Origin of the sequence: Shewanella zhuhaiensis, from assembly GCF_022484835.1 — a bacterium.
Lineage (GTDB): Bacteria > Pseudomonadota > Gammaproteobacteria > Enterobacterales > Shewanellaceae > Shewanella > Shewanella khirikhana.
In genome coordinates this window covers 838,763-861,200 of the sequence record NZ_JAKUDL010000002.1, presented here as the reverse complement: position 1 = coordinate 861,200, position 22,438 = coordinate 838,763, and the positions used below count along the sequence as shown (strand labels likewise).

Sequence of the window (22,438 nt, the reverse complement as noted above, 5' to 3'; positions counted from 1 at the left end):
TTATCCTCGGTTTTTATCGCTGAATGTCTGCTCGAGCAGCGGCAGAATACGGCTGACTTTATCGAAGGTTTCCTGATATTCGGCATCGGCCACTGAGTCGGCAACCACACCGCCCCCGGCCCAGCAATAAAGCTTGCCATCCACCGCCACCAGGGTGCGGATGGTGATGCTGGTATCCATTTTGCCATCCTGACTGATGTAGCCGATAGAGCCACAGTAGATGCTGCGCCGTGAGGGTTCAAGTTCTTCAATGATTTCCATGGCGCGGATTTTGGGGGCACCGGTAATGGAGCCGCCGGGAAAGGCCGCTTTGAGTAAATCAAAGGCACCAAGGCCGTCGGCTAGCTTGCCGGTAACAGTGCTGACCAGGTGATGCACTGCAGGAAAGCTTTCGATTTCGAAGAGTTTAGGTACTGCTACCGACCCCGGGCTTGCCACCCGGCCGATATCGTTCCTCAGTAAATCAACAATCATCAGGTTTTCGGCCCTGTCTTTCGGCGATTGGCGCAGGCGGTCAGCGTTGTTGGCATCTTCTTCGGCATCGCTTGAGCGCGGCAAGGTGCCCTTGATGGGTTTGGTTTCTACCTGACCGTCAGCAAGCTTTAAAAAGCGCTCGGGAGAGATGGACAAAATGGCGCCTTCTTCCAGCCGGATAAAGGCAGAAAATGGCCCCTTGTTGGCCGAGCGCAGCGCCAGATATGCCTGCCACTCATCGCCCTTATAGCCAGCCTCAAAACGCTGGGTCAGGTTTATCTGGTAGCAGTCGCCGCTGTGAAGATAGGCCTGCACGGCGGCAAACTTGGCATCATAGGCTTCGCGGCTGATTTGGCAGCCAAAGGGGGATGTGAGCGCAAAGTCCGGCGTTTTTGGGGCTGCACCTTGGCGCAGAGTTTCAATTTGAGCCAGTACGATTTCCAGGGCCGGATCGCCAAGATAGTGCAGCAACTGCCACTGATTGGTGTGACTGTCTTTTATCAATGCCCAGTCATAAAAGCCGATGGCAGCCAGTGGCAGTGGAATATCGTCGGTAGCTATGTTCGGAAGACGTTCAACCTTCCGGCCCAGGTCGTAACTGAAGGCCCCAAGGGCGCCGCCGGCAAAGGGCAGCTCGCTTGATTTAGGCTGTGAATACAGGGCTTGGGTAAGGGTTTGCATCAGCGCAAACGGGCACTGTCCGCCATCGATGCGCTCAGTTTGCTGAGTGGGCTGCGCTGTCTGCACCATCTGCGCTGTCTGCGTAGTTGAGGCTTGCAACGCTTGCGCTACGGCTAATTCACAGTGGTGTTCATATACTTTCAGGCTGGCAATGGGGTTAGCCACTATGATGTCGAAGCGGGCGTCAGGATGGTTAGCATTGGCTGAGTCCAGCAACATGGCCCAGGGCGAGGCGGCAAAATGCGCAAAAAGTGCCTCTGTGGTATCGGTCCAATCCAGGGTTTTTACGGCCAGTGGGGCAAAAGATGCCCGAACGGGCAGGGTAGGTAACATCGATTAACCTTATTCAACTTGTGATGTAGCCCAAATATTTGCAACAGAGTATCATATTGGCCGAAAAAGGATTAACCAAAACAAGAGGCCTGACCTGGTCGGTTTGGGTCTTCCCTATAAATAGAGCTGTCAACAAAGCTGAAAGAGTCGGAGCATAACGTGTCAGAGAATCACTCGCCGGTCGTGATCAAGCAGGCCGATTTTATTGAAAGTGTTGCGGATGCACTGCAATACATCTCCTACTACCACCCTAAAGATTTCATCGACGCCATGGCCGAAGCCTATGAGCGCGAGCAGAGCGCGGCCGCCAAAGACGCTATCGCTCAAATCCTGATTAACTCCCGCATGTCGGCCGAAGGCAAGCGTCCTTTGTGTCAGGACACCGGTATCGTCACCTGCTTTGTGAAAGTGGGTATGGGTGTGCTGTGGGACAAAACCGACATGACAGTGCAGCAGATGGTGGATGAAGGCGTTCGCCGCGCTTACACCAACCCGGATAACCCGCTGCGCGCATCCATTGTTGCCGATCCTGCCGGTGCCCGTAAAAACACCAAAGACAACACCCCATCTGTGGTGCATATCGATATGGTGCCAGGCAACCATGTGGAAGTGGCCATAGCCGCTAAGGGCGGCGGCAGTGAAAACAAGTCCAAGATGGTGATGCTGAACCCATCTGACGATATCGCCGCCTGGGTTGAAAAGACGCTGCCAACCATGGGTGCCGGCTGGTGTCCTCCTGGTATGCTGGGTATTGGTATCGGCGGCACCGCCGAGAAAGCCGCTGTGATGGCCAAAGAAGCCCTGATGGAAAGCATCGACATCCACGAACTGATGGCCAAAGGCGCTGAAACTGCAGAAGAAAAGCTGCGTCTGGATATTTTCGAGCGAGCCAATGGTTTGGGTATTGGTGCCCAGGGCCTGGGCGGTTTGACCACAGTGCTGGATGTGAAAATCAAATCAGCGCCAACCCACGCGGCCTCCAAGCCTGTGGTGATGATCCCCAACTGCGCCGCGACCCGCCACGTGCACTTCCACCTGGATGGCACAGGTCCTGCTGATCTGTCACCGCCAAGCCTTAGCGACTGGCCACAAATCACCTGGGAAGTGGGTGAGAGCGTGCGCCGCGTAAACCTGGATACAGTGACTCAGGCCGACATCGAAACCTGGAACAGCGGCGACACCCTGCTGCTCTCCGGTAAGATGCTCACCGGCCGTGATGCTGCCCACAAGCGCATTCAAACCTTGATTGAGTCGGGCGAAGGTCTGCCGGAAGGCGTGGACTTCACTGGCAAGTTTATCTACTACGTGGGCCCGGTTGATCCGGTTGGCGACGAAGTGGTGGGTCCTGCTGGCCCAACCACAGCCACACGCATGGATAAGTTTACCGATCTGATGCTGGATAAGACTGGTCTGATGGGCATGATTGGTAAGGCCGAACGTGGTCCTGCCACCGTTGAGTCTATCAAGCAGCATAAGGCGGTTTACCTGATGGCCGTTGGCGGCGCTGCGTACCTGGTGTCCAAAGCCATTAAGCATGCACGCGTGGTGGCCTTTGAAGATCTGGGTATGGAAGCCATCTACGAGTTTGATGTGCAGGATATGCCTGTGACTGTGGCGGTGGACGCTCAGGGCGTGAACGCCCACGAGACTGGCCCGGCCATCTGGAAAGTCAATATCCAGAACGCCAAGGCCTGATAGCCTTGAAGAAAAATCCATAATTAAAAGGGCCCAGACACACTTGTCCGGGCCCTTGTCTTTGGATTAAGGTGTCTTTTTTGCCGGGATGGCATATCTGGCCCATGGCCACTAACAATAACAAACAGTATTGCGGACAACATCCATGAAGAAATTAAGCGCTATCGCCCTGTCGCTGGCATTCGCCGGTGTTTCAAGTGCGGCTCTCGCCTCCGGCGCCGAGCCATTCACGGTTCAACATCTGGTGAAGCTCAACAAAATGCACTCGCAGGCACTGTCCCCCGACGGCAGCAAACTGGTGTATGGCCTCAAAGAAATCAATGATGATGGCAGCAGCGAGTCCAACCTGTTCCTGCTGGATTTGACCAACCCCAAAGCCGCACCGCTGCAGCTGACCAGTGCCAAGGGCACCGAGCATGATGTGGTATTTGCCGCCGATGGTAAATCCATTCTGTTTTTGGCCGGTCGCGATGGCACCAGCCAGCTGTACCGCCTGCCATTAAACGGTGGCGAAGCGGTGAAAGTGTCTGATTTGCCGCTTGATATCAATGGTATCAAGCTGTCTCCAGACGGCAGCAAGCTGGCCATGACCTTAAGAGTGTTCCCTGAGTGTGACACGCTGGAATGTTCAAAAGACAAGTTCGATGCCGAAGCCAAGCGCAAGAGCACTGGCCGCGAATACAGCCAACTGATGGTGCGCCACTGGGATACCTGGCATGACCACGCCCGCAATCACCTGTTTGTGGCTGACATCAGCGGCAACAGCATGGGAACCCCGGTTAACGTGACCAAGGGCCTGGATACCGAAGTGCCGCCCAAGCCATTCTCCGGCATGGAAGAAGTAGCCTTTACCAGCGACAGCCAGTATCTGGTGTACAGCGCCAAGGCACCATCCAAAGATCAGGCCTGGACCACCAACTACGATCTGTGGAAAGTGAGCGTGAAGGGCGGTAAGACCGAAAACCTGACCGCCAAGAATACCGCCTGGGATGCGCAGCCTGCCTTCAGCAGCGACGGTGCCTACATGGCATATCTCGCCATGAAGCGCCCCGGTTTTGAAGCCGATCGCTACGCCATTATGCTGCGGGATCTGAAAACCGGTCAGGAAAAGGAAGTGGCGCCTCTGTGGGACAGAAGCCCATCGTCTATCCAGTTCGCCGATGATAACCGCACCCTGTATGTGACCGCGCAGGACGTGGGTCAGGTATCGATTTTTGAAGTGAACACCCAGTTTGGCGATGTGCGCCCCATCTACAACGATGGCAGCAACAGCCTGATTGGCCTTGCCGGTGACAAGCTGGTGTTTACCCACCGCAGCCTGGTTGAGCCTGGTGATCTGTTTACCATAGGCAAAGATGGCGATCGCCTGACCCGTCTGACCGAAGTAAACAAAGATAAGCTCGCCAAAATCAAATTCGGTGAGTTCCAGCAGTTCTCCTTCAAGGGTTGGTACAACGAAACTGTACACGGCTACTGGATTAAGCCTGCCAACTATAAAGAAGGCAAAAAATACCCGGTCGCTTATCTGGTGCACGGCGGTCCGCAGGGCTCCTTTGGTAACAGCTTCAGCCACCGCTGGAATGCCCAACTGTGGGCCGGTGCCGGCTACGGTGTCGTGATGGTGGATTTCCACGGCTCTACCGGTTATGGCCAGGCCTTCACCGATTCCATTTCCCAGGATTGGGGCGGTAAGCCACTGGAAGATTTGCAAAAAGGTCTTGCGGCGGTTGGCAGCCAGCAGAAGTGGCTGGACGTGAACAACGCCTGTGCCCTTGGCGGCTCCTATGGCGGCTACATGATGAACTGGATCCAGGGTAACTGGAACGATGGCTTCAAGTGTCTGGTGAACCACGCGGGTCTGTTCGACATGCGTTCCATGTACCATGTGACTGAAGAGCTGTGGTTCCCTGAGTACGAGTTCGGTGGTACTTATCAGAAGAGTCGCGATCTGTACGAGAAGTTCAACCCGGTCAACTATGTTGAAAACTGGAAAACCCCAATGCTGGTGATCCACGGTGAGAAGGACTTCCGCGTACCCTACGATCAGGGTCTGGCGGCATTCAGCTTTATGCAGCGCAACGACATTCCGTCTGAGCTGCTGATTTTCCCGGACGAAAACCACTGGATCCTGAACCCTGAAAACCTGCAGCAATGGTATGCCAAGGTATTGGGTTGGATGGACCGCTGGACCGCTAAATAAGCGAGTCTATTCACTGCTTCACGAAGCCGGACGCCTGTCCGGCTTTTTTTTTAACAAAACTTAAGTATAGTGAGCCACTTGGCTGGCTCGGGCAAACTGTTGAGCCAAGCAAGCCGACGATATTTCACCTGCATACACAACCAGGTCATGCCGACATGCAGGTGACCTAAAAAGGACTTTAGTCAGGAGAATTGCCATGGGAATGAAAACCATAAGTTATCAGGAAGCCCGCGAACGGATGCAACCAGGCGATGTGGTGGCCTTTGGTGGCCGAGCGCCTTTTTCGATACTCACCAAATTTATGACCCAGTCCGCGGTGTCCCATGTTGGGGTTATTCTGCAAACCAAGGTGGTTGAAGATCAAAGCGGCCGTTTTTTCAATCAAATTATCGAGTCCACCGAGCTGAATGGCTTTACCGGCGTGCAAATCAACCGCTTCAGCGACCGTATGAGTTATGAAGGGGATATCTGGTGGCTGCCGCTGTGCCCTGAGCTCAGGGAAAGCCGGTTCAATCAGAGCCGTTTTTACGACTTTCTGTTCAATCAGGCCAAGGCGCGAAAGGAGTTTGATATTCCCCAGGCGCTGATGTCGGCCTTCGATATCTTCGACAGCTTAAAGGGCCCGGGTTACAACGAGCGCGACTACAGCCGTTTTTTCTGCTCGGAATTGGTGGCCGCGGCGTTTGAAGAGGCCGGCCTGTCCGGTACCGTCAATGCCAGTGAAGTGACTCCAATCGACTTATGCCGCTGGCGCATTTACGACAAGCACTATTATCTGCTTAAGGGGGAGGGCGAGCCCGAAATTTCCCGCTTCAACAGCCATTGTCCTTCCGACTGGGATTGTTAGTTATCTGTTTCATTTTCATTGCGATTGTGCCGACTAAGGGGCTATGATGCCCTTTCCCTGAGCAGGGATGATACTCGGCTACGGATTGCTTATAACAAAATGAAATAAACATATGATTACAAAGTCTCTAACGGGCCAGAAAGAGCACAACATAGTTTGTGCTTTTTTTTACCGTTCTGATATCTTTCGCGCTAAGCGAGCATCGCAATTTCCTGTCACGCCGTCCGGAAGACAAACTTGCGGTCAACTAGCCAAAAACACTTTATTTTCCAACATTTATCGGGTCATCGCTCCTATGGTTCGTTCTCATCGTGCCACCAGTTCTTCACCAAAGGCTCTGGGTGCCTTGCTGCTTGGCGTCTCTGTGCTGTCTCCATTTTCTGCTTTTGCCGCCGAGCCGGAACCGGTTCCTGTGCGGGTGAAGGCAGAAATGCCGCCCAAACCGGTTAAACCCGGGCAGGTGCGCTTTGCCAAAACCGGCAGTTTTGATGCCGATACTGTGGTGAGACTGGCCCGTCAATTGTCGGCAAAACCCTATGTGGCCCTGAGCGATCCGCTGCCCGGTAGCCTCGCCAACATCAGCTACGATGAGTACCGTGACATTCGTTTTAAAAGCGATGCCGCCATCTGGAAACAAGAGGGTCTGCCGTACCAGATGCAGCTGTTTCACCGCGGCTTTTATTTCCAGGATCTGATTGAGATTGCGGTGGTTGAAGGCAAAAAGGCCACCCACCTGTCCTATGATTCAAGCCTGTTCAGTGCCGGTGATGTGCTGCGTGAGAAGCTGCCTACCGAAGATATAGGTTACAGTGGTCTGCGCATCCATTATCCTATTAATAATCCTGAATATTTTGATGAGCTGTTTGTATTCCAGGGTGCCAGCTATTTCCGCGCCCTCGGTAAAGGCAATGCCTATGGTCTGTCTGCCCGTGGTCTTGCCATCAAGACCGCCGATACCGCCGGTGAAGAATTCCCGGTGTTTCGTGCCTTCTGGATTGAAAAGCCGAATCTTGAAACCAATCTGATTGTGGTGCACGCGCTGCTGGATAGCCCAAGCGTGGCCGGTGCTTACCGTTTCTCTATCCGTCCCGGTGAAAACACCCGTATGGACGTAGAAGCCGTGTTGTTCCCTCGGGTTGAACTGGCCAAGGTGGGTCTTGCCCCCAGCACCAGTATGTATATGCACTCGCCCAATGGCCGTCATCTGACCGATGATTTCCGTCCTGCCGTGCATGACTCTGACGGTCTTTTAATGATTAACGGCCGTGGCGAGCGTCTGTGGCGCCCGCTGGCGAATCCAAAGGATCTGCAGATCAGCGCCTTTATGGATAACTCACCCCAGGGTTTCGGCCTGATGCAGCGTGAGCGTGATTACGTTAACTATCAGGATCTTGAAGCCAACTACGAGCGTCGTCCAAGCCTGTGGGTTGAACCAGTGGGTAACTGGGGCGCTGGTGCCGTGGTACTGACTGAGATCCCAACCCAGTCAGAAATACACGACAACATAGTGGCGTTCTGGAAGCCGCGCCAGCCATTGGCCGCTGGCAGCGAATACCGCTTTGCTTATCACCTGTCATGGGGCGCAAATCCGGCGCCGGTGGAAAACTCGGTCATAGTGTCCCGCACCGCCAGCGGCCGCGCCGACATTGCCAAGCCTACGCCCAAGCGCCTGTTTGTGGTGGACTATGAGGTAAAAGGCGAGAAGCCCGCCAAGTTGCCCAAAGCCAAGATTGAAGTGAGCCAGGGGGAAGTGAGCAACGTGGTTATCCGCGAAAACCCCAAATCAAACGGCTACCGTTTGTCGTTTGAGTTCGATCCGGGTGAGTTCCGCATGGCCGAGTTTCGCGCCGAGCTTAAGTTTGACGAGCCTAAAAGCGTCGAAACCTGGCTCTATCGCTGGACGCTCTGAGGCCAGCCATGAGCATTTTGCTTGATACTGAAGCTGTCACCCTCGCGGGTGACAGCGCCATGCCGCCTGAGCGCCCCGGGGACATGCCTGCCCAGTCGCTGAAGGCATTTTCCGAAGGCTTTCCGCGCACGCCGGTGGAGCCCAAGGCGCTGAAATCCAATCCGGTTAAACGCTGGAGCGTGGTGGGCTCGGCGCTGCTATTGTCGGCTTTTGCCATTTATGAGATGCGCGGCGTGTTCCTGGTAGGTGGCTTAACGCCATTGGAATATGCGGTGCTGGTGCTGTTTGCGGTTAACTTCTGCTGGATTGCGCTGGCGTTTTGCGCCGGGATAGCGGGGCTTATCTCGCTGATTAAGCAAGGTGTCAGAGCGCGCAAAGCCGGTAACAAAGCCGGTAATATGGCCAGCGTAGATGACACGCCGCTTTCTGCCAAAACAGCCATTTTGATGCCGACCTACAATGAATCGCCGGACCGGGTGTTTGCCGCAGTGGAAGCGATGTCACTGTCGCTGGCAGCGCGTCCGGAAGGGGATGCCTTTGACTGGTTCATTCTGAGCGATACCACGGATCCCGACATTGCCCTGGCCGAAGAGCACGCCTTTTGGCTGCTGCGCGAAGCCACCGCCGGTAAGGCGCGGGTCTATTATCGCCGCCGTCGTAAAAATATCGCCCGCAAGGCCGGTAACGTGGCCGACTTTTGTCGCCGCTGGGGCAGCAGTTACCAGCATCTTTTGGTGCTGGATGCCGACAGCGTAATGGAAACGTCCACCATGGTGTCGCTGGCGCGGCGCATGGAAGCGGATCCGGACTCGGGCCTTATCCAGACCATTCCGGCGCTTATCCGCGGCACCACCTTGATGGCGCGGGTGCAGCAGTTTGCAGCGCGCTTTTATGGCCCTGTGATTGGTACCGGGCTTGCGTGGTGGGTGCAAAAAGAAGGTAACTTCTGGGGACACAATGCGATTATTCGCACCGAGGCCTTTATGAAGGCGGCGGGTTTGCCCCATTTGTCCGGTAAGCCACCCTTTGGCGGCCATATCATGAGCCACGACTTTGTTGAGGCGGCGCTTATTCGACGTGCTGGCTGGAGCGTGAAAATTGCCGCCGATCTGGCCGGCTCCTATGAAGAGTGTCCGCCGTCAATCATCGATATGGCGGTGCGCGATCGGCGCTGGTGTCAGGGCAACTTGCAGCACAGCCGCGTGGTCGGTGCCAAGGGGCTGCATTGGGTCAGTCGTATGCATCTGGTGACAGGGATCATGTCATACCTGTCATCGCCATTCTGGCTGCTGCTGATTTTATCGGGCTTGTTGCTGGCCCTGCAGGCGCACTACATCCGGCCTGAATATTTTACCGATCAGTTTTCGCTTTTCCCAACCTGGCCGGTGATGGACTCTGACAGGGCATTGCGACTTTTCTATATCACCATGGGTATCTTGTTTGGCCCCAAGGTGTTTGGCCTGCTGGTGCTGTTTTTCGACAGCAAAACCTGCAAGGCTCTGGGTGGGCGCTTCAAGGTGATTTTGAGTACCATCACCGAGGTCATTCTCTCGGCGCTGATTGCCCCCATCATGATGTTCATCCACTGCGGCGCCGTGCTGTCTATTCTGTTTGGCCGTGACAGCGGCTGGTCGCCCCAGCGCCGTGATGATGGCAGTCTGCCGTGGAAAGACCTTATCTATCGTCACCGCTGGCATATGGTGGCCGGATTGCTGCTTGGCTATGCTGCTATGCTCGACTCGTTGACGTTGCTGGCGTGGATGTCACCGGCACTGATTGGCCTTTGGCTGGCGGTGCCGCTGTCGGCGGCCACGGCGTCTGGTCCCATTGGCGAGTGGTTCAAAGCCCGTAAAATTCTTGCCACCCCGGAAGAGGTGCAAGAGCCGCAAATCGTTACCGAAGCTGCAAACCGGCGCGAACTGTATGCAAGGGCTCTGGAAAGCAGCTGGAATATGCCGCTGCTGCTGGCAAGGCCCGAGCTGATGGCGCTGCATATGAGCATTATGGATAAGCTGCCGACCCATGTACCTGGCAGCGCAATTGAGCCACTGGAAGCGATTGCACGGGTGAAGGTTCAGGAAGGCCAGTGCCAGACCAGTTTGCTTGCGCTGCTGAGCCGTCAGGAGCTCAGTTACGTGCTGGGCAACCCTTTGCTGCTAAAACACATGCAAAGCTTACCTGAGGCTTACGCTGACGATGATTTGGTGACTATCTGCTGAGGGTCTGCGCATTTCTCGTTACCCAGCGTGAGTGACCAGCTTTGGCAGATTACAAAAAGCCCGGCGATTGCCGGGCTTTTTCATGGTTGCAGCTTATGCAGTTATCGGCCAAACACGGGCCTGTCAGACCTCGTCTTTATAAGCACGGCCATGGAAGCTGTCGATAAGCAGCTGTTTCAGCTCGCTTATCAGTGGGTAGCGTGGGTTGGCACCTGTGCACTGATCGTCAAAAGCATCTTCGGCCAGTTCATCGAGTTTGGCCATAAAGTCGGCCTCGTTTACCCCGGCATCCTTGATAGACGCTGGAATGCCGATGGCGGCTTTAAGCTCCTCCAGCTTGGCGATAAGCGCCTCCACCTTGGCTTCATCATTTTTGCCAGCAAGGCCTAAGTGGCTGGCAATGGCGGCATAACGGCACAGGGCCTTGGGTCTGTCGTACTGGCTGAACGCAGCCTGTTTGGTAGGCAGGTCAGTGGCATTGAAGCGAATGACGTTGCTGATAAGCAGCGCGTTGGCCAGACCGTGGGGCAGGTGGAATTCGGCGCCCAGTTTGTGGGCCATGGAGTGACAAATCCCCAGGAAGGCGTTGGCAAAGGCGATACCGGCAATGGTGGCACCATTGTGCACCTTCTCCCGCGCCAGCGGTGCCTGAGCGCCTTTGGCGTAGCTGTCGGGCAGATACTTGAAAAGCAGATCCAGCGCCTGCAGAGCCTGGCCGTCGCTGTATTCGTTGGCCATCACGCTGACATAGGCTTCCAGTGCGTGAGTAATGGCATCGATACCGCCAAAAGCGGTGAGCGACTTGGGCATATCCATCACCAGATTGGGGTCGACAATGGCCATGTTAGGGGTCAGCTCATAGTCGGCAATCGGGTATTTGGCGCCGGTTTGCTCGTCGGTCACCACGGCAAAGGGCGTGACTTCGGAGCCGGTGCCTGAGGTGGTTGGAATGGCAACCATCATCGCCTTGGCGCCGAGCTTGGGGAACTTGTAGATACGCTTACGGATATCCATAAAGCGCAGCGCCAGGTCGGCAAAGTCCACGTCTGGATGCTCGTACATCACCCAAATGATTTTGGCAGCATCCATAGGGGAGCCGCCGCCCAGAGCCACAATCACATCGGGCTGGAAGCTGGTTGCTACCTTGGCACCGGCACGCACCACTGCCAGGGTTGGGTCGGCTTCCACTTCGTAAAAGACTTCGGTTTCCAGCCCCTGAGATTTGAGAATACGGATGGTTTCGTCGCAGTAGCCGTTATTGAACAGGAACTTGTCGGTTACTATCAGGGCGCGTTTCTTGCCGCTCAGCTCTTCGAGGGCAATCGGCAGGCTGCCGCGGCGGAAATAGATGGACGATGGAAGCTTGTGCCACAGCATGTTCTCGGCCCTCTTGGCGACGGTTTTCTTGTTGATAAGGTGGCTTGGGCCTACGTTTTCGGAAATGGAATTGCCGCCCCAGGAGCCGCAGCCCAGGGTTAACGAAGGTGCAAGCTTAAAGTTATACAAGTCACCGATGCCGCCCTGAGAGGCTGGGGTGTTAATCAAAATACGGGCGGTCTTCATCCGGTAGCCGAAGGTTTTCACCCGCTCATCCTGGGTATCCTGATCGGTATAAAGCCCGGAGGTGTGGCCAATTCCGCCAAGGGCAACCAAGGCTTCGGCTTTATCCAGGGCTTCGTCAAAGTTGGCGGCGCGGTACATGCCAAGCAGCGGTGAGAGTTTCTCGTGGGCGAAGGCCTCTTTCTCATCGATGTTGCTGACTTCACCAATCAGCACCTTGGTGTGGGCAGGCACCTTGATATTGGCCATGGCGGCAATGGTGGCGGCGCTTTGACCCACGATGTCGGCATTGAGGCCACCGTCTTTGAGGATTACTTTTTGCAGCGCGGCGTTTTCTTTTTTACTGAGCAAATAGCCGCCGTGGCTGGCAAAGCGCTCTTTCACGGCATTGTAAACCGCATCTACCACTACAACTGCCTGCTCCGAGGCACATACAACACCGTTATCGAAGGTCTTGGACATTAAAATTGAGCTTACCGCGCGTTTGATATCGGCGGTTTCGTCAATCACGATTGGGGTGTTGCCTGCGCCAACGCCAATGGCGGGTTTACCGGAAGAATAAGCGGCTTTCACCATGCCGGGGCCGCCGGTGGCGAGGATTAGGTTAATCTTCTCGTGGGTCATCAACTGATTGGACAGCGCTACCGAAGGCTCATCAATCCAGCCGATAATGTCTTTCGGGGCACCGGCCGCGATGGCGGCATCCAGAACGATGCGGGCGGCAGTAGTAGTGGAAACCTTGGCCCTTGGATGAGGTGAGAAGATGATGCCGTTACGGGTTTTTAAGCTTATCAGTGCTTTAAAGATAGCTGTGGAGGTTGGGTTGGTGGTGGGCACAATGCCGCAGATGATGCCAACGGGTTCGGCGATGGTAATGGTGCCGAAGGTGGCATCTTCGGCGAGAATGCCACAGGTCTTTTCGTCTTTGTACTTGTTGTAAATGTACTCGGAGGCGAAATGGTTTTTTATCACCTTGTCTTCAATAACCCCCATGCGGGTTTCTTCAGCGGCCATTTTGGCCAGACGAATACGGGCATCGGCGGCGGCAAGCGCGGCGGCGCGGAAGATTTTGTCCACTTGCTCCTGACTGTAAGAAGCAAATTGAGCCTGAGCCCTGGCGACGCGTTCAACCAGTGCGTTGAGTTCCTGGGTGTTGGTGACTGTCATAATGAAGTTCCCGTGAAAAAGAATGTTTAGCAAAATTGAATTTAGCTAAAGACTCTTATCTGTGACTGAAAAATTACACCTATATAGGTATTGCGACCGTGATCTGTAACACAAAGCTGCGCGCATCTGAAATAAAACAACAGAAAGAGCTACACTTTGATGACAATTTGCACGAATGACGATTACCGACTATTCATAAGGGATTTTTATCCGAACTTGTGACAAAACGCAGAAAATCTCATTTTTCGGCCTTACGGGGTTAATGTAGAGTAATCACCTGCATCGCTTCGGTTTTTACCATCAGTTTATGGGCTCACAAGCCCCGGAGATCCTTAGGTGGACGTAACGGTTTATATAAAATTTTTTCTGGGATTGGTGGCAATCATCAACCCCATAGGTCTGCTGCCAGTGTTTGTGAGCCTCACAAGCCATCAGACCGAGGCCGAGCGTAACCACACGGGTAAAATCGCCAACCTGGCGGTGGTGATTATTCTGCTGGTGACCATAGTTGCCGGGCAGCACATCCTCAATATGTTCTCTATTTCGCTGTCGGCGTTTCGCATTGCCGGTGGCACCCTGATTGCCATCATCGCGCTGTCGATGCTGCAGGGTAAGCTTGGTGAAGTAAAACGTAACCAGGAGGAGGACAGAGAGTCCTCGGCCATGGAATCGGTTGCCGTGGTACCGCTGGCGCTGCCCTTGATGGCAGGCCCAGGTGCCATCAGTTCGGTTATCGTGTTTGCCGCTGAACACAATACCCTCATTGATTTAGTGGGCATGTTTGTCACTGTACTGATTTTTGGTGCCCTGAGCTTTGGCCTGTTCCGGATGGCGTCGGTGATTTACCGGGTATTGGGTAAGACGGGCATTAACGTTATCACCCGTTTGATGGGCCTGTTGATGCTCTCTATCGGTATCGAGGTGATGGCCGCAGGCTTTAAGGGGCTGTTCCCTAACTTGCTTGGTTAAATTTCGGCCCGATCACCAAAAGCCAGTTCCGGCCTTTATAATAAAAAGCCCCGCACTCAATGCGGGGCTTTTTGTTTTGGGTAGCTGGGAGTGGCCTTCTTAAAAATCCTGACCCAGATCGTTCAGGCCGCCGAGGCGCGGGCTGAACAGCTGATGGTGCATCCGAATGGCGAATTCGTCCGTCATGCCGGAGATATAGTCGGCAATCACCCGCATGGCATTGTCGCCTTTGTCGGCAGCATCGCGCCAGCGCCCCTGGGTATTTAGGGGCAGCAGCCGCTCGGGATCAGATGCAAAGGCTTCAAACAGTTGCATCACCATTTGCTGGCCCTTGTATTCAAGCATTTGAACTTCCGGCTTTCTCACCACATGGCGCCACACAAACCGCTTGAGCGCATTGAGTGCCAGGGCAAACTCATCCTCGAGCACCGCATTGTGGCGCAGCAGCGGCTCATCGAACCTGTCGTCCTCTACCATGGCGATGGCAGTAACAAAACCGTTCACCAAGGTACCTATGGCATCTTTGCGAAGGTGATGCTCGGCGGCAAAAAGGTGCTTATCTATGGTGGCTATTTCACTCTTTATCCAGCTGTCGCCGCTTTCCCTGAGTAAGGGTGCGACCCCATCAAGCCATTGTTCGCGGCTGACGATGCCCATGACTATCGCATCTTCAAGGTCATGCACCGCGTAGGCGATATCGTCAGCCAGCTCCATAATGGTCGCATCCAGCGACTTATACAGGGTTTTGCCGTGGCGACGGCCCTCGGCGGCGGCAAACGCCGTGAAGGCTTGTTTATCGTTTGCTGAGAGCGGCGCCAGTACCCAATCGAATACGTCGGCATCTTCGCCAAACACGGCTTTTACCGGCGGCCAGTCGGCGGGGCGCAGCTGGCGATAATGGGCCACTTCCACATCGGGGGCCGTGGTTTTAAGGACAGACGCGAGCTGCGGGTACTTCAGAATGCCAAGCAGGGTACGTCTGCACAGGTTCATGCCAAAGCCCGGCGTGTAGGGCTCAAGCTTGGTTAGAATACGGAAGGTCTGGCCGTTTCCTTCAAAGCCGCCATGGCCGCGCATCATGTAATTGAGCGCGACTTCGCCGCCGTGGCCAAAGGGAGGATGGCCGATATCGTGGGCCAGACACAGGGATTCAATCAGGCTCATGGAGTCAATAAGTGACTCTTTATCCGGATGTTTGCGCTTAAGCTGCGCGGCGATGCCGGTGCCGATTTGTGACACTTCCAATGAATGGGTGAGGCGGGTGCGATAAAAGTCGTTCATACCGACCCCAAGCACCTGGGTTTTGGCCTGCAAGCGCCTGAAGGCGGCGCTGTGCAGCACCCGGGCGCGGTCGCGCTGGAACGGGCTTCTGTGGTCGTTACGTCTGTGTTTGTCTTCGCCGTGGCGGCGTTCATGCCATGGATTTTGCATTCTGGCTCCTCAGAGCATGCGGTTTATCTGATCCAAATCCAGCTTGAAGCTGGGCACATAACAGTCGATAAAATACTTCACCGCCGGATGGGGATTGGCATCCAGCATGGCTTCGAGGCGGGTGCGGGCAGTATTGAACTCGCGGTTGCCGGCTTTAAGCTCCTCCAGGCACTTAAGATAGGCGCACAGGGTGTCGGCGGATTTCACCAGATGCTTTATTTCTTCATCGGCTTCGTCAGCAATAAGCAAGGGACGATAGTCCTCTTTAAACTCTTCCGGCACCATCTCGAGCAGTCTTTCTTCGGCAATGGCTTCAATTTTTTTGTATTCAAACTCGATATCTTTATTGAAGTACTTTACCGGGGTTGGCAGATCGCCAGTCAGCACTTCGGAGGCATCGTGGAAAATGGCCAGGGTTGCAGCTTTGTAGGCATCGACATCGATACCGAACTGACGTTTGGCAATCACAGCAAGGCCGTGGGCAACCATGGCTACCTGCAATGAGTGCTCCTGCACATTTTCGGAGCGAACGTTGAACATAAGCGGCCAGCGTTGAATTAATTTGAGGCGAGCGAGATGGGCGAAAAGATGACTCATGATGCTGCGATTCCCTGAATGCGTGGCGCCTTGCCACTGGAGAGGTGAGCTTGGGCCTTATTGGGGCGGATAGTTCAACTTTACAGCAACTTAGCCAAAAAGGGCAGTCGACTTTTTCATTCCAATGTGAGCCTTGGCTGGGCGGGAATGACAGCCTTAAAAAGCACCGCAGGTGCGGTGCTTGGGATTTATTTGGTTGTTGATGGGCTCACTGACAGCGTGCCGGCGAAAGCTTTCCCAACATCATTGGCGAAAGCTTGCCAACAATCACTGACGATAGTTTTCCAAAAACTCGCCAAAGGCCATCAGGGCCTTTTCCAAATCTTCCTTGTGGGGCAGGAACACCACCCGCAGGTGATCCGGTTCCGGCCAATTAAAAGCACTGCCCTGAACCAGCAGGATTTTCTTTTCCTTCAATAAGTCGAGCACCAGGCGCTCATCGTCACGCAGATTAAAGCGTTTGGCATCGAGCTTGGGGAAAGCATACAGGGCGCCCTTGGGCTTTTTACAGCTGACGCCGGGAATGCTGTTCAGATATTCAAAGCAGGTATCACGCTGCACACTTAAGCGGCCGTTTGGCAGGATCAGCTCGTTAATGCTCTGGTAGCCACCCAGGGCGGTTTGCACCGCGTGCTGATTGGGTACGTTGGCACAAAGGCGCATAGAGGCCAGCATATCCAGACCTTCGATATAGCTTTTGGCGGCTTTAAGGTTGCCGGAGAGCATCATCCAGCCGACCCTGAAGCCCGCAGCCCGGTAGGCCTTGGACAGGCCATTGAAGGTCACGGTAAGAATGTCATCGGACAGACTGGCCATCGGAATGTGTTTGGCATCGTCGTAAAGGATTTTGTCGTAAATCTCATCGGCAAACAGGATGAGCGAGTGTTGGCGACAAAGCTCAACCACATCCAGCAGCAACTCTTTGGAGTAGACTGCGCCGGTGGGGTTATTGGGGTTTATCAGTACAATGGCGCGGGTGCGCGGGCTGATTTTTGCTTTGATGTCGTTAAGATCCGGAAACCAGTCGGAATCTTCATCACAGCGATAATGGACCGCTTTGCCTCCGGCGAGATTGGCGGCCGCAGTCCACAGTGGATAGTCGGGTGAGGGGATAAGCACTTCATCGTCGCTGTTAAGCAGCCCCTGCAGCGCCATCACGATAAGCTCAGACACGCCATTGCCGATGTAGATATCCTCAATATCGACCCCGAAAATGCCCTGGGACTGATAATGCTGCACTATGGCTTTACGGGCCGAAAACAGGCCTTTGGATTCACAATAGCCCTGGGCGCTGGGTAAGTTCAGAATCACATCACGGACAATTTCTTCCGGCGCTTCAAAGCCGAATGGGGCCGGGTTACCAATGTTGAGTTTCAGGATCCTGTGGCCTTCGTCTTCGAGACGACGGGCCTCTTTATGTACCGGTCCGCGAATGTCATAGCAAACGGTATCTAATTTGTTGGACTTGATGATGGGATGCATCCGTTACCTCTGGATCCTGTCTGGTGCTGTGCCTGATATTGTCAATGTGGCCGCCGACATAAGTGTGCCGCGCGGTCAATTACAATACCCAAATTCCCAAAGTGCGAAAAGAGGATAATCTCAAATTTTATGAAATTATTTCAGTAAAATATCCTGATTGATTCGGTATTTAAGCTGTTAAAAAAGTGATATATGCTGTTTTGGTGATGCTTTTAAGCGTGCATTGCCAAAACCCGGCGTTGTTTAAGGTTTCTTAGCCAGCTTTTCATCCGCTTTTGGTATGAGGTCTTTGTCGTGAAGTGCTTTCCCAGTGGACTGTGCGGCGAGCAAGCGGTTGAAATCTACCGCTGCGGCGAAAGCGGCGCTTTGGACGCATGGATATTCGCATAAGCAAGGTGAAATTCATTTCTTTTGCTTATATCTAACTTATTTAAATTAAAGGAATATTTATAGGTTTCGTTCGAGTTTTTAAAAAAATGTTCACCTGAATGGAATTTCTGGTTGACTGGTCGGACGATGCACATTATTTTTCTGCCCGATGTTTTTACCCAGGCACGAACAAAAGCGGCAGCAGTAACCTGACCGACTGGCGGTATGCCCATAATAAAGCAGCGAATTCGGTGCCCGGGAGTGAATAAGGTCCTCTGGGCGCCGGCACCCAAAAACCTTTGCCCCTGTTGGGCCCTGATAGAGGACCTGTTTGCATGTCTGAACCGACAGCGATAAGTCTGATCCCACCCATGGTGGTGCTGGCGCTGGCCATTTGGCTGCGTCGTCCAATTCTTGCTCTGATCATCGGCGCCATTGCCGGTTTGCTCTTGCTGGATCCTTCTTCTGTGCTCGGTAACTTTGCCGATGCCTCCTTGAAGGTGATGCAGGATGAAACCATCGGCTGGCTTATTCTGGTGTGTGGCAGCTTCGGTGCCCTGATTGCACTGCTGGTACGTACCGGCGGCGCGCTGGCCTTCGGCCGAAAAGCCATTTTATTGGCCAAAGGCCGTAAATCTTCGCTGTTTATGACCTTTGTGCTCGGTCTGGTGATCTTTATCGACGATTACCTCAATGCGCTTACCGTGGGTGAAACCATGAAGCGCGTAACCGACAAATTTAAAGTGTCACGCGAAATGCTGGCCTATGTGGTGGACTCCACCGCCGCACCTGTGTGTGTGTTGGTGCCGCTGTCAACCTGGGCCGTGTTCTTTGGTGGTCTTTTGGTCGATAACGGTGTTGCCGCCGAAGGCGAGGCCATCAGCGTGTACATGTCGGCCATTCCTTACATGCTGTACGCCTGGCTTGCGGTCATCATGGTGCTTTTGGTTGTGATTGGCGTAGTGCCTGCCATCGGCCCGATGAAAAAAGCGGAACTTGCTGCTGCCAAGGGCGAGCCTGCCAAGGAGCAGGTTGACTGGGAAGAAGTGCAAACCTCTGACGAGTACGCCGTAAAAGCCATTGAAGACGAGTTCGAGCATGCCGACAAGCAAGGTAAGCTGCACAACTTTTTGGTGCCGCTGGGCCTGCTGGTTGCCTTCACAGTGTATTTCGATATCGACGTCTGGAAAGGCCTGCTGGCGACTTTGGTGGTTACTCTGCCTTACTACGCGGTACAAAAGCTGATGCCACTGTCTGAGATGATGGATCAGATGATTGACGGCTTTAAGAGCATGCTGCCTGCCATTGGCACTGTAATCGCCGCCTTTATCTTTAAAGATGTGTGCGATCAGCTGCTGCTGCCTCAGTATGTTATCGATACCCTGAGCCCCTACATGACTGCCCAGATGCTGCCTGCGGTGGTGTTCCTGGCGATGGCGGTTCTGGCCTTTGCTACCGGCTCCAGCTGGGGTATCTTTGCGGTAACCATTCCTATCGTGATGCCACTGGCCAATGCCGTGGGCGCCGATACCGCGCTGGTGATTGGTGCACTGCTGTCAGCATCGTCCTTCGGCAGCCAGGCGTGTTTCTACTCAGACTCGACGGTACTGGCCGCACAGGGCTCTGGCTGTAATCTGGTGAGCCACGCCGTGACTCAGCTGCCCTATGCGCTGATTGCCGCTGCCTTCGCTTTTGTGGGCTTTATCCTGCTCGCTTAAGGCGCATCGCGCAACTCACAGTAAACACCCGGCTTGCCGGGTGTTTTTTTATGTCTGATATTTGGCGAACATCAATGGCTGGATAGCGGTCGCTCCTTTACGGCGGTCAGATTAGATTTTGGTCTGGGGCACCTTAACACGGGAAGGTCTTCAGCGGCTTGATAGCCGCATAGATATGCGCTTAAAAGGCCAGCAGCCGGGCGTTATAGATGCTGCTGCTTCACGAATAGGCCTGAGCCCAAAGAGTGGGCTCAATCGCTGTTACAGGCTTGCACGGCGCTTTGCATTGCTTTGGTTTCGGGCAACAAAAAAGCCAGCACAGGGCTGGCTTTTGCTTCAAAGAAGGGTAATTAGTTTACGCGCTTCTTGAATTCACCGGTACGGGTGTCGATTTCAATCTTGTCGCCTTCTTTAACGAATTCGGCAACCATGATTTCCATATCGCTGCCAACGATTTTGGCAGGCTTCATTACTTTACCAGAGGTGTCGCCACGGGCGGCTGGCTCGGTGTAACCCACTTCGCGAACGATGGTGGTTGGCAGTTCAACAGAGATGGCTTTGCCTTCGTAGAAGGTTACCTGGCACTCTTCGGTCATGCCGTCAACGATGTACTTGGCAGCGTCGCCCATGTTGTCGGCTTCTACGTCGTACTGGTTGTACTCAGAATCCATGAATACGTACATAGGATCGGCGAAGTAAGAGTAGGTGCAGTCCAGACGCTCGAGAACGATAACGTCCATCTTGTCTTCACCCTTGAAGGTGGTCTCGGTAGAAGAGTCGATCAGTACGTGCTTGAGCTTCATTTTAACGATAGCAGCGTTACGGCCTGAGCGGGTGGTTTCAGTCTTCTGAACAACCCATGGGCTGTCGTTAAACATGATCACGTTACCTGGACGGATTTCATGAGCAGTTTTCATTACTAAATTTCCTATATCTTGGGCGTTTTACTTTAAGGCGGTATCTTAACTATTTTTTGACGAATTGCACTAGCCGCGAAGCCAGATCAGTCGTCTTTAGTGCATCGATTGGCCATTGTTTGGCATGAGCCAGCAAGGGCAAAGCGAAGGATTCGATGTCGCGCCAGTGCTGTTGCATGGCACTCGCCTGTTGCTGGTTGAACGCAAGGTTCAGTTTTTTCCAGCAATCTGCAATCTCAGAGTCGAGATTATCGCAGTAAAGGCGCATAAAAGCTTCTAATTTTACCAGGTGATAGTCTTCTTCCTGTTGATAAATGTGCCAAATAAAGGGTTTGGCTGCCCATTGGGCGCGCAGGAAGGAGTCTTCGCCCCTGACAATATTGAAATCACAGCTCCACAGCAGCCGATCGTAACCTTGCTGATCTGTCATTGGCAGCACGTGAATACAAAGGTTGCCGTGGTGGATTTGCATTCCGGGCACGAGTTCGGCCACAGGGCAAGGCAGCAGCGTGCTAAGGCTGTTGAAGCTGCGGCCCTTTGGAATAAGCATGTGCACTGGCTTATCACCGCTCGCAAGCAGTTCACAAAGGGCGGGCAGGGCGTCTGTTTCATAGCTGAACACACTGATAACCATGTCGTCAGCGCTGATGCCAGTAAGACCGAGCTTTTCAAACAGTGTCAACTTGTTAGCGGGATCAGCCTGCCAGGTATCGCGCTCGGCAAACAGGTCCTTCTCGCAAATCAGGCCGCCGCTTTTCTCGGTAAACCCCGGCATAAAGAAGTATTTATTGATGCCGCCTGGTTGAAACGATGGCAGGCCGTGGCAGCCATCAACCCAATCTTCGGCGCTTAAATACTCAAGATTGAGCCACACAGGCGCTTTGGCCGTGCTGCTGACAGCAGTCTTGACTTCATCGGGCAGCTCGCAGGCAAAGGCTTCAATCAGCACGTCACCGGCAATATAGGGAAGGCTAAGCGGCTGCTGCCACTGCTTAATGGTAACGCCATCGAACCGCTGGCTTGGGATGCTTGGGTCAAGCCCCGGCAGAATGTGGGCAAAACTGTTTACATCATCCACCCACAGATTGACGGCAATGCCGTATTCACGGGCAAGTTGCTTGGATAAACGCCAGGTGACACCTATATCGCCATAATTGTCGATGACGGCGCAAAAGATGTCCCAGTGGCTTGGACGGGTTGCTTGAGTGTCGTTATTCATCAGGGCGCTGCGTATGGGCTTAAGGGGTGAAAATCACTGATAAAAAAGCGGCGCCAAAGCGCCGCTGATATTGTGGGAGTCTGGAATTAGTCTTCCAGCTCGGCCAGGCACATCTCTTCGTATACCTGCTTAACCCATTTTTCGACACGCTCTTCGGTCAGCTCTGGCTGACGGTCTTCGTCGATGCCCAGGCCCACAAAGTGGTCGTCATCTACCAGCGCCTTAGAGGCTTCGAAGTTGTAACCGGCGGTTGGCCAGTGACCAACGATGATGCCACCACGGGCTTCAACGATGTCACGTACCATGCCCATGGCATCGAGGAAGTACTCGGCGTAATCTTCCTGATCGCCGCAGCCGAAAATGGCTACCAGTTTGTCGGTGAAGTCGATTTGCTCGAGTTCAGGGAAGAAGTCATCCCAGTCACACTGAGCTTCACCGTAGTACCAGGTTGGGATCCCGAACAGCAGCAGATCGAAATCAGCGATCTGCTCCTTGGTGCTCTTGGCGATGTCTTTGACATCTACCATGTGCTTGCCCAATTTTTTCTGGATCATCTTGGCGACAGCTTCGGTATTGCCTGTGTCACTGCCGAAAAAAAGACCTACAGTAGCCATTGTCTTTCCTTTAAATATCAGTTGCGATTGCGCGTCA

Annotated in this window: 15 protein-coding genes; 7 read left to right on the top strand and 8 right to left on the bottom strand. The window is 53.9% G+C overall.

Annotated elements, in window-relative coordinates; genetic code table 11:
* Positions 1 to 1,476: an aminodeoxychorismate synthase component I gene (pabB, locus tag MJ923_RS09450; protein WP_240590894.1), complete on the bottom strand. Its 1,476-nt coding sequence runs from the start codon at positions 1,474 to 1,476 to the stop codon at positions 1 to 3.
* A gap of 171 nt (positions 1,477 to 1,647) precedes the next feature.
* Between pabB and MJ923_RS09445 the strand changes: the two genes are divergently transcribed.
* The 5 genes from MJ923_RS09445 to mdoH all read left to right on the top strand — a co-directional run bounded on the left by MJ923_RS09445 (position 1,648) and on the right by mdoH (position 10,358).
* The gene (locus MJ923_RS09445) at positions 1,648 to 3,183 is read left to right on the top strand and encodes a fumarate hydratase (protein WP_240590842.1); all 1,536 of its coding nucleotides are present in this window, start codon (positions 1,648 to 1,650) and stop codon (positions 3,181 to 3,183) included.
* Positions 3,184 to 3,328: 145 nt separating this feature from the next.
* Positions 3,329 to 5,383: a dipeptidyl-peptidase 5 gene (locus tag MJ923_RS09440; RefSeq protein WP_240590841.1), complete on the top strand. Its 2,055-nt coding sequence runs from the start codon at positions 3,329 to 3,331 to the stop codon at positions 5,381 to 5,383.
* 196 nt (positions 5,384 to 5,579) lie between these two features.
* Complete coding sequence (locus MJ923_RS09435; RefSeq protein WP_240590840.1) at positions 5,580 to 6,230, top strand: hypothetical protein; 651 nt, start codon at positions 5,580 to 5,582, stop codon at positions 6,228 to 6,230.
* A gap of 295 nt (positions 6,231 to 6,525) precedes the next feature.
* Positions 6,526 to 8,139, top strand: a complete 1,614-nt coding sequence (locus MJ923_RS09430; RefSeq protein ID WP_338092222.1) for a glucan biosynthesis protein G — start codon at positions 6,526 to 6,528, stop codon at positions 8,137 to 8,139.
* 8 nt (positions 8,140 to 8,147) lie between these two features.
* Entirely contained in the window at positions 8,148 to 10,358 is a 2,211-nt protein-coding gene (gene mdoH / locus MJ923_RS09425) for a glucans biosynthesis glucosyltransferase MdoH (RefSeq protein WP_240590839.1), read from the top strand.
* A 123-nt stretch (positions 10,359 to 10,481) separates the two neighbouring features.
* Here mdoH and adhE read toward each other — a convergent pair whose 3' ends face one another.
* Complete coding sequence (adhE, locus tag MJ923_RS09420; protein WP_240590838.1) at positions 10,482 to 13,085, bottom strand: bifunctional acetaldehyde-CoA/alcohol dehydrogenase; 2,604 nt, start codon at positions 13,083 to 13,085, stop codon at positions 10,482 to 10,484.
* Positions 13,086 to 13,421: 336 nt separating this feature from the next.
* On the opposite strand from adhE, the gene MJ923_RS09415 reads away from it, so the two are divergent.
* Positions 13,422 to 14,054 carry a YchE family NAAT transporter gene (locus MJ923_RS09415; protein WP_126166857.1) on the top strand — a complete coding sequence of 211 codons (633 nt, stop codon included), beginning with the start codon at positions 13,422 to 13,424 and terminating at the stop codon, positions 14,052 to 14,054.
* Positions 14,055 to 14,153: 99 nt separating this feature from the next.
* Here MJ923_RS09415 and MJ923_RS09410 read toward each other — a convergent pair whose 3' ends face one another.
* From MJ923_RS09410 to MJ923_RS09400, 3 genes are all read right to left on the bottom strand, one after another.
* Positions 14,154 to 15,485 carry an anti-phage deoxyguanosine triphosphatase gene (locus tag MJ923_RS09410; RefSeq protein WP_240590837.1) on the bottom strand — a complete coding sequence of 444 codons (1,332 nt, stop codon included), beginning with the start codon at positions 15,483 to 15,485 and terminating at the stop codon, positions 14,154 to 14,156.
* 9 nt (positions 15,486 to 15,494) lie between these two features.
* Positions 15,495 to 16,082 carry a 5'-deoxynucleotidase gene (gene yfbR, locus MJ923_RS09405; RefSeq protein WP_240590836.1) on the bottom strand — a complete coding sequence of 196 codons (588 nt, stop codon included), beginning with the start codon at positions 16,080 to 16,082 and terminating at the stop codon, positions 15,495 to 15,497.
* Between the two features lie 267 nt (positions 16,083 to 16,349).
* Positions 16,350 to 17,564: a pyridoxal phosphate-dependent aminotransferase gene (locus tag MJ923_RS09400; RefSeq protein ID WP_126166860.1), complete on the bottom strand. Its 1,215-nt coding sequence runs from the start codon at positions 17,562 to 17,564 to the stop codon at positions 16,350 to 16,352.
* Between the two features lie 704 nt (positions 17,565 to 18,268).
* Between MJ923_RS09400 and MJ923_RS09395 the strand changes: the two genes are divergently transcribed.
* Positions 18,269 to 19,651 carry a Na+/H+ antiporter NhaC family protein gene (locus tag MJ923_RS09395; protein ID WP_240590835.1) on the top strand — a complete coding sequence of 461 codons (1,383 nt, stop codon included), beginning with the start codon at positions 18,269 to 18,271 and terminating at the stop codon, positions 19,649 to 19,651.
* Between the two features lie 350 nt (positions 19,652 to 20,001).
* On the opposite strand, the gene efp is transcribed toward MJ923_RS09395, so the two are convergent.
* From efp to fldA, 3 genes are all read right to left on the bottom strand, one after another.
* Positions 20,002 to 20,568, bottom strand: a complete 567-nt coding sequence (efp, locus tag MJ923_RS09390; RefSeq protein ID WP_240590834.1) for an elongation factor P — start codon at positions 20,566 to 20,568, stop codon at positions 20,002 to 20,004.
* A gap of 49 nt (positions 20,569 to 20,617) precedes the next feature.
* Positions 20,618 to 21,787: an elongation factor P maturation arginine rhamnosyltransferase EarP gene (earP, locus tag MJ923_RS09385; RefSeq protein ID WP_240590833.1), complete on the bottom strand. Its 1,170-nt coding sequence runs from the start codon at positions 21,785 to 21,787 to the stop codon at positions 20,618 to 20,620.
* 86 nt (positions 21,788 to 21,873) lie between these two features.
* On the bottom strand, positions 21,874 to 22,401 hold the full coding sequence (gene fldA / locus MJ923_RS09380; protein WP_126166864.1) for a flavodoxin FldA: 528 nt from the start codon (positions 22,399 to 22,401) through the stop codon (positions 21,874 to 21,876).
* Positions 22,402 to 22,438: the final 37 nt, after the last annotated feature.

Excerpts from the sequence above, each read along its gene's own strand:
- fldA (WP_126166864.1), bottom strand. The coding sequence starts at position 22,401 with ATGGCTACTGTAGGTCTTTTTTTCGGCAGTGACACAGGCAATACCGAA.
- adhE (WP_240590838.1), bottom strand. The coding sequence starts at position 13,085 with ATGACAGTCACCAACACCCAGGAACTCAACGCACTGGTTGAACGCGTC.
- mdoH (WP_240590839.1), top strand. The coding sequence starts at position 8,148 with ATGAGCATTTTGCTTGATACTGAAGCTGTCACCCTCGCGGGTGACAGC.
- MJ923_RS09440 (WP_240590841.1), top strand. The coding sequence starts at position 3,329 with ATGAAGAAATTAAGCGCTATCGCCCTGTCGCTGGCATTCGCCGGTGTT.
- earP (WP_240590833.1), bottom strand. The coding sequence starts at position 21,787 with ATGAATAACGACACTCAAGCAACCCGTCCAAGCCACTGGGACATCTTT.
- MJ923_RS09400 (WP_126166860.1), bottom strand. The coding sequence starts at position 17,564 with ATGCATCCCATCATCAAGTCCAACAAATTAGATACCGTTTGCTATGAC.
- MJ923_RS09410 (WP_240590837.1), bottom strand. The coding sequence starts at position 15,485 with ATGCAAAATCCATGGCATGAACGCCGCCACGGCGAAGACAAACACAGA.
- MJ923_RS09395 (WP_240590835.1), top strand. The coding sequence starts at position 18,269 with ATGTCTGAACCGACAGCGATAAGTCTGATCCCACCCATGGTGGTGCTG.
- yfbR (WP_240590836.1), bottom strand. The coding sequence starts at position 16,082 with ATGAGTCATCTTTTCGCCCATCTCGCTCGCCTCAAATTAATTCAACGC.
- MJ923_RS09435 (WP_240590840.1), top strand. The coding sequence starts at position 5,580 with ATGGGAATGAAAACCATAAGTTATCAGGAAGCCCGCGAACGGATGCAA.
- MJ923_RS09430 (WP_338092222.1), top strand. The coding sequence starts at position 6,526 with ATGGTTCGTTCTCATCGTGCCACCAGTTCTTCACCAAAGGCTCTGGGT.
- efp (WP_240590834.1), bottom strand. The coding sequence starts at position 20,568 with ATGAAAACTGCTCATGAAATCCGTCCAGGTAACGTGATCATGTTTAAC.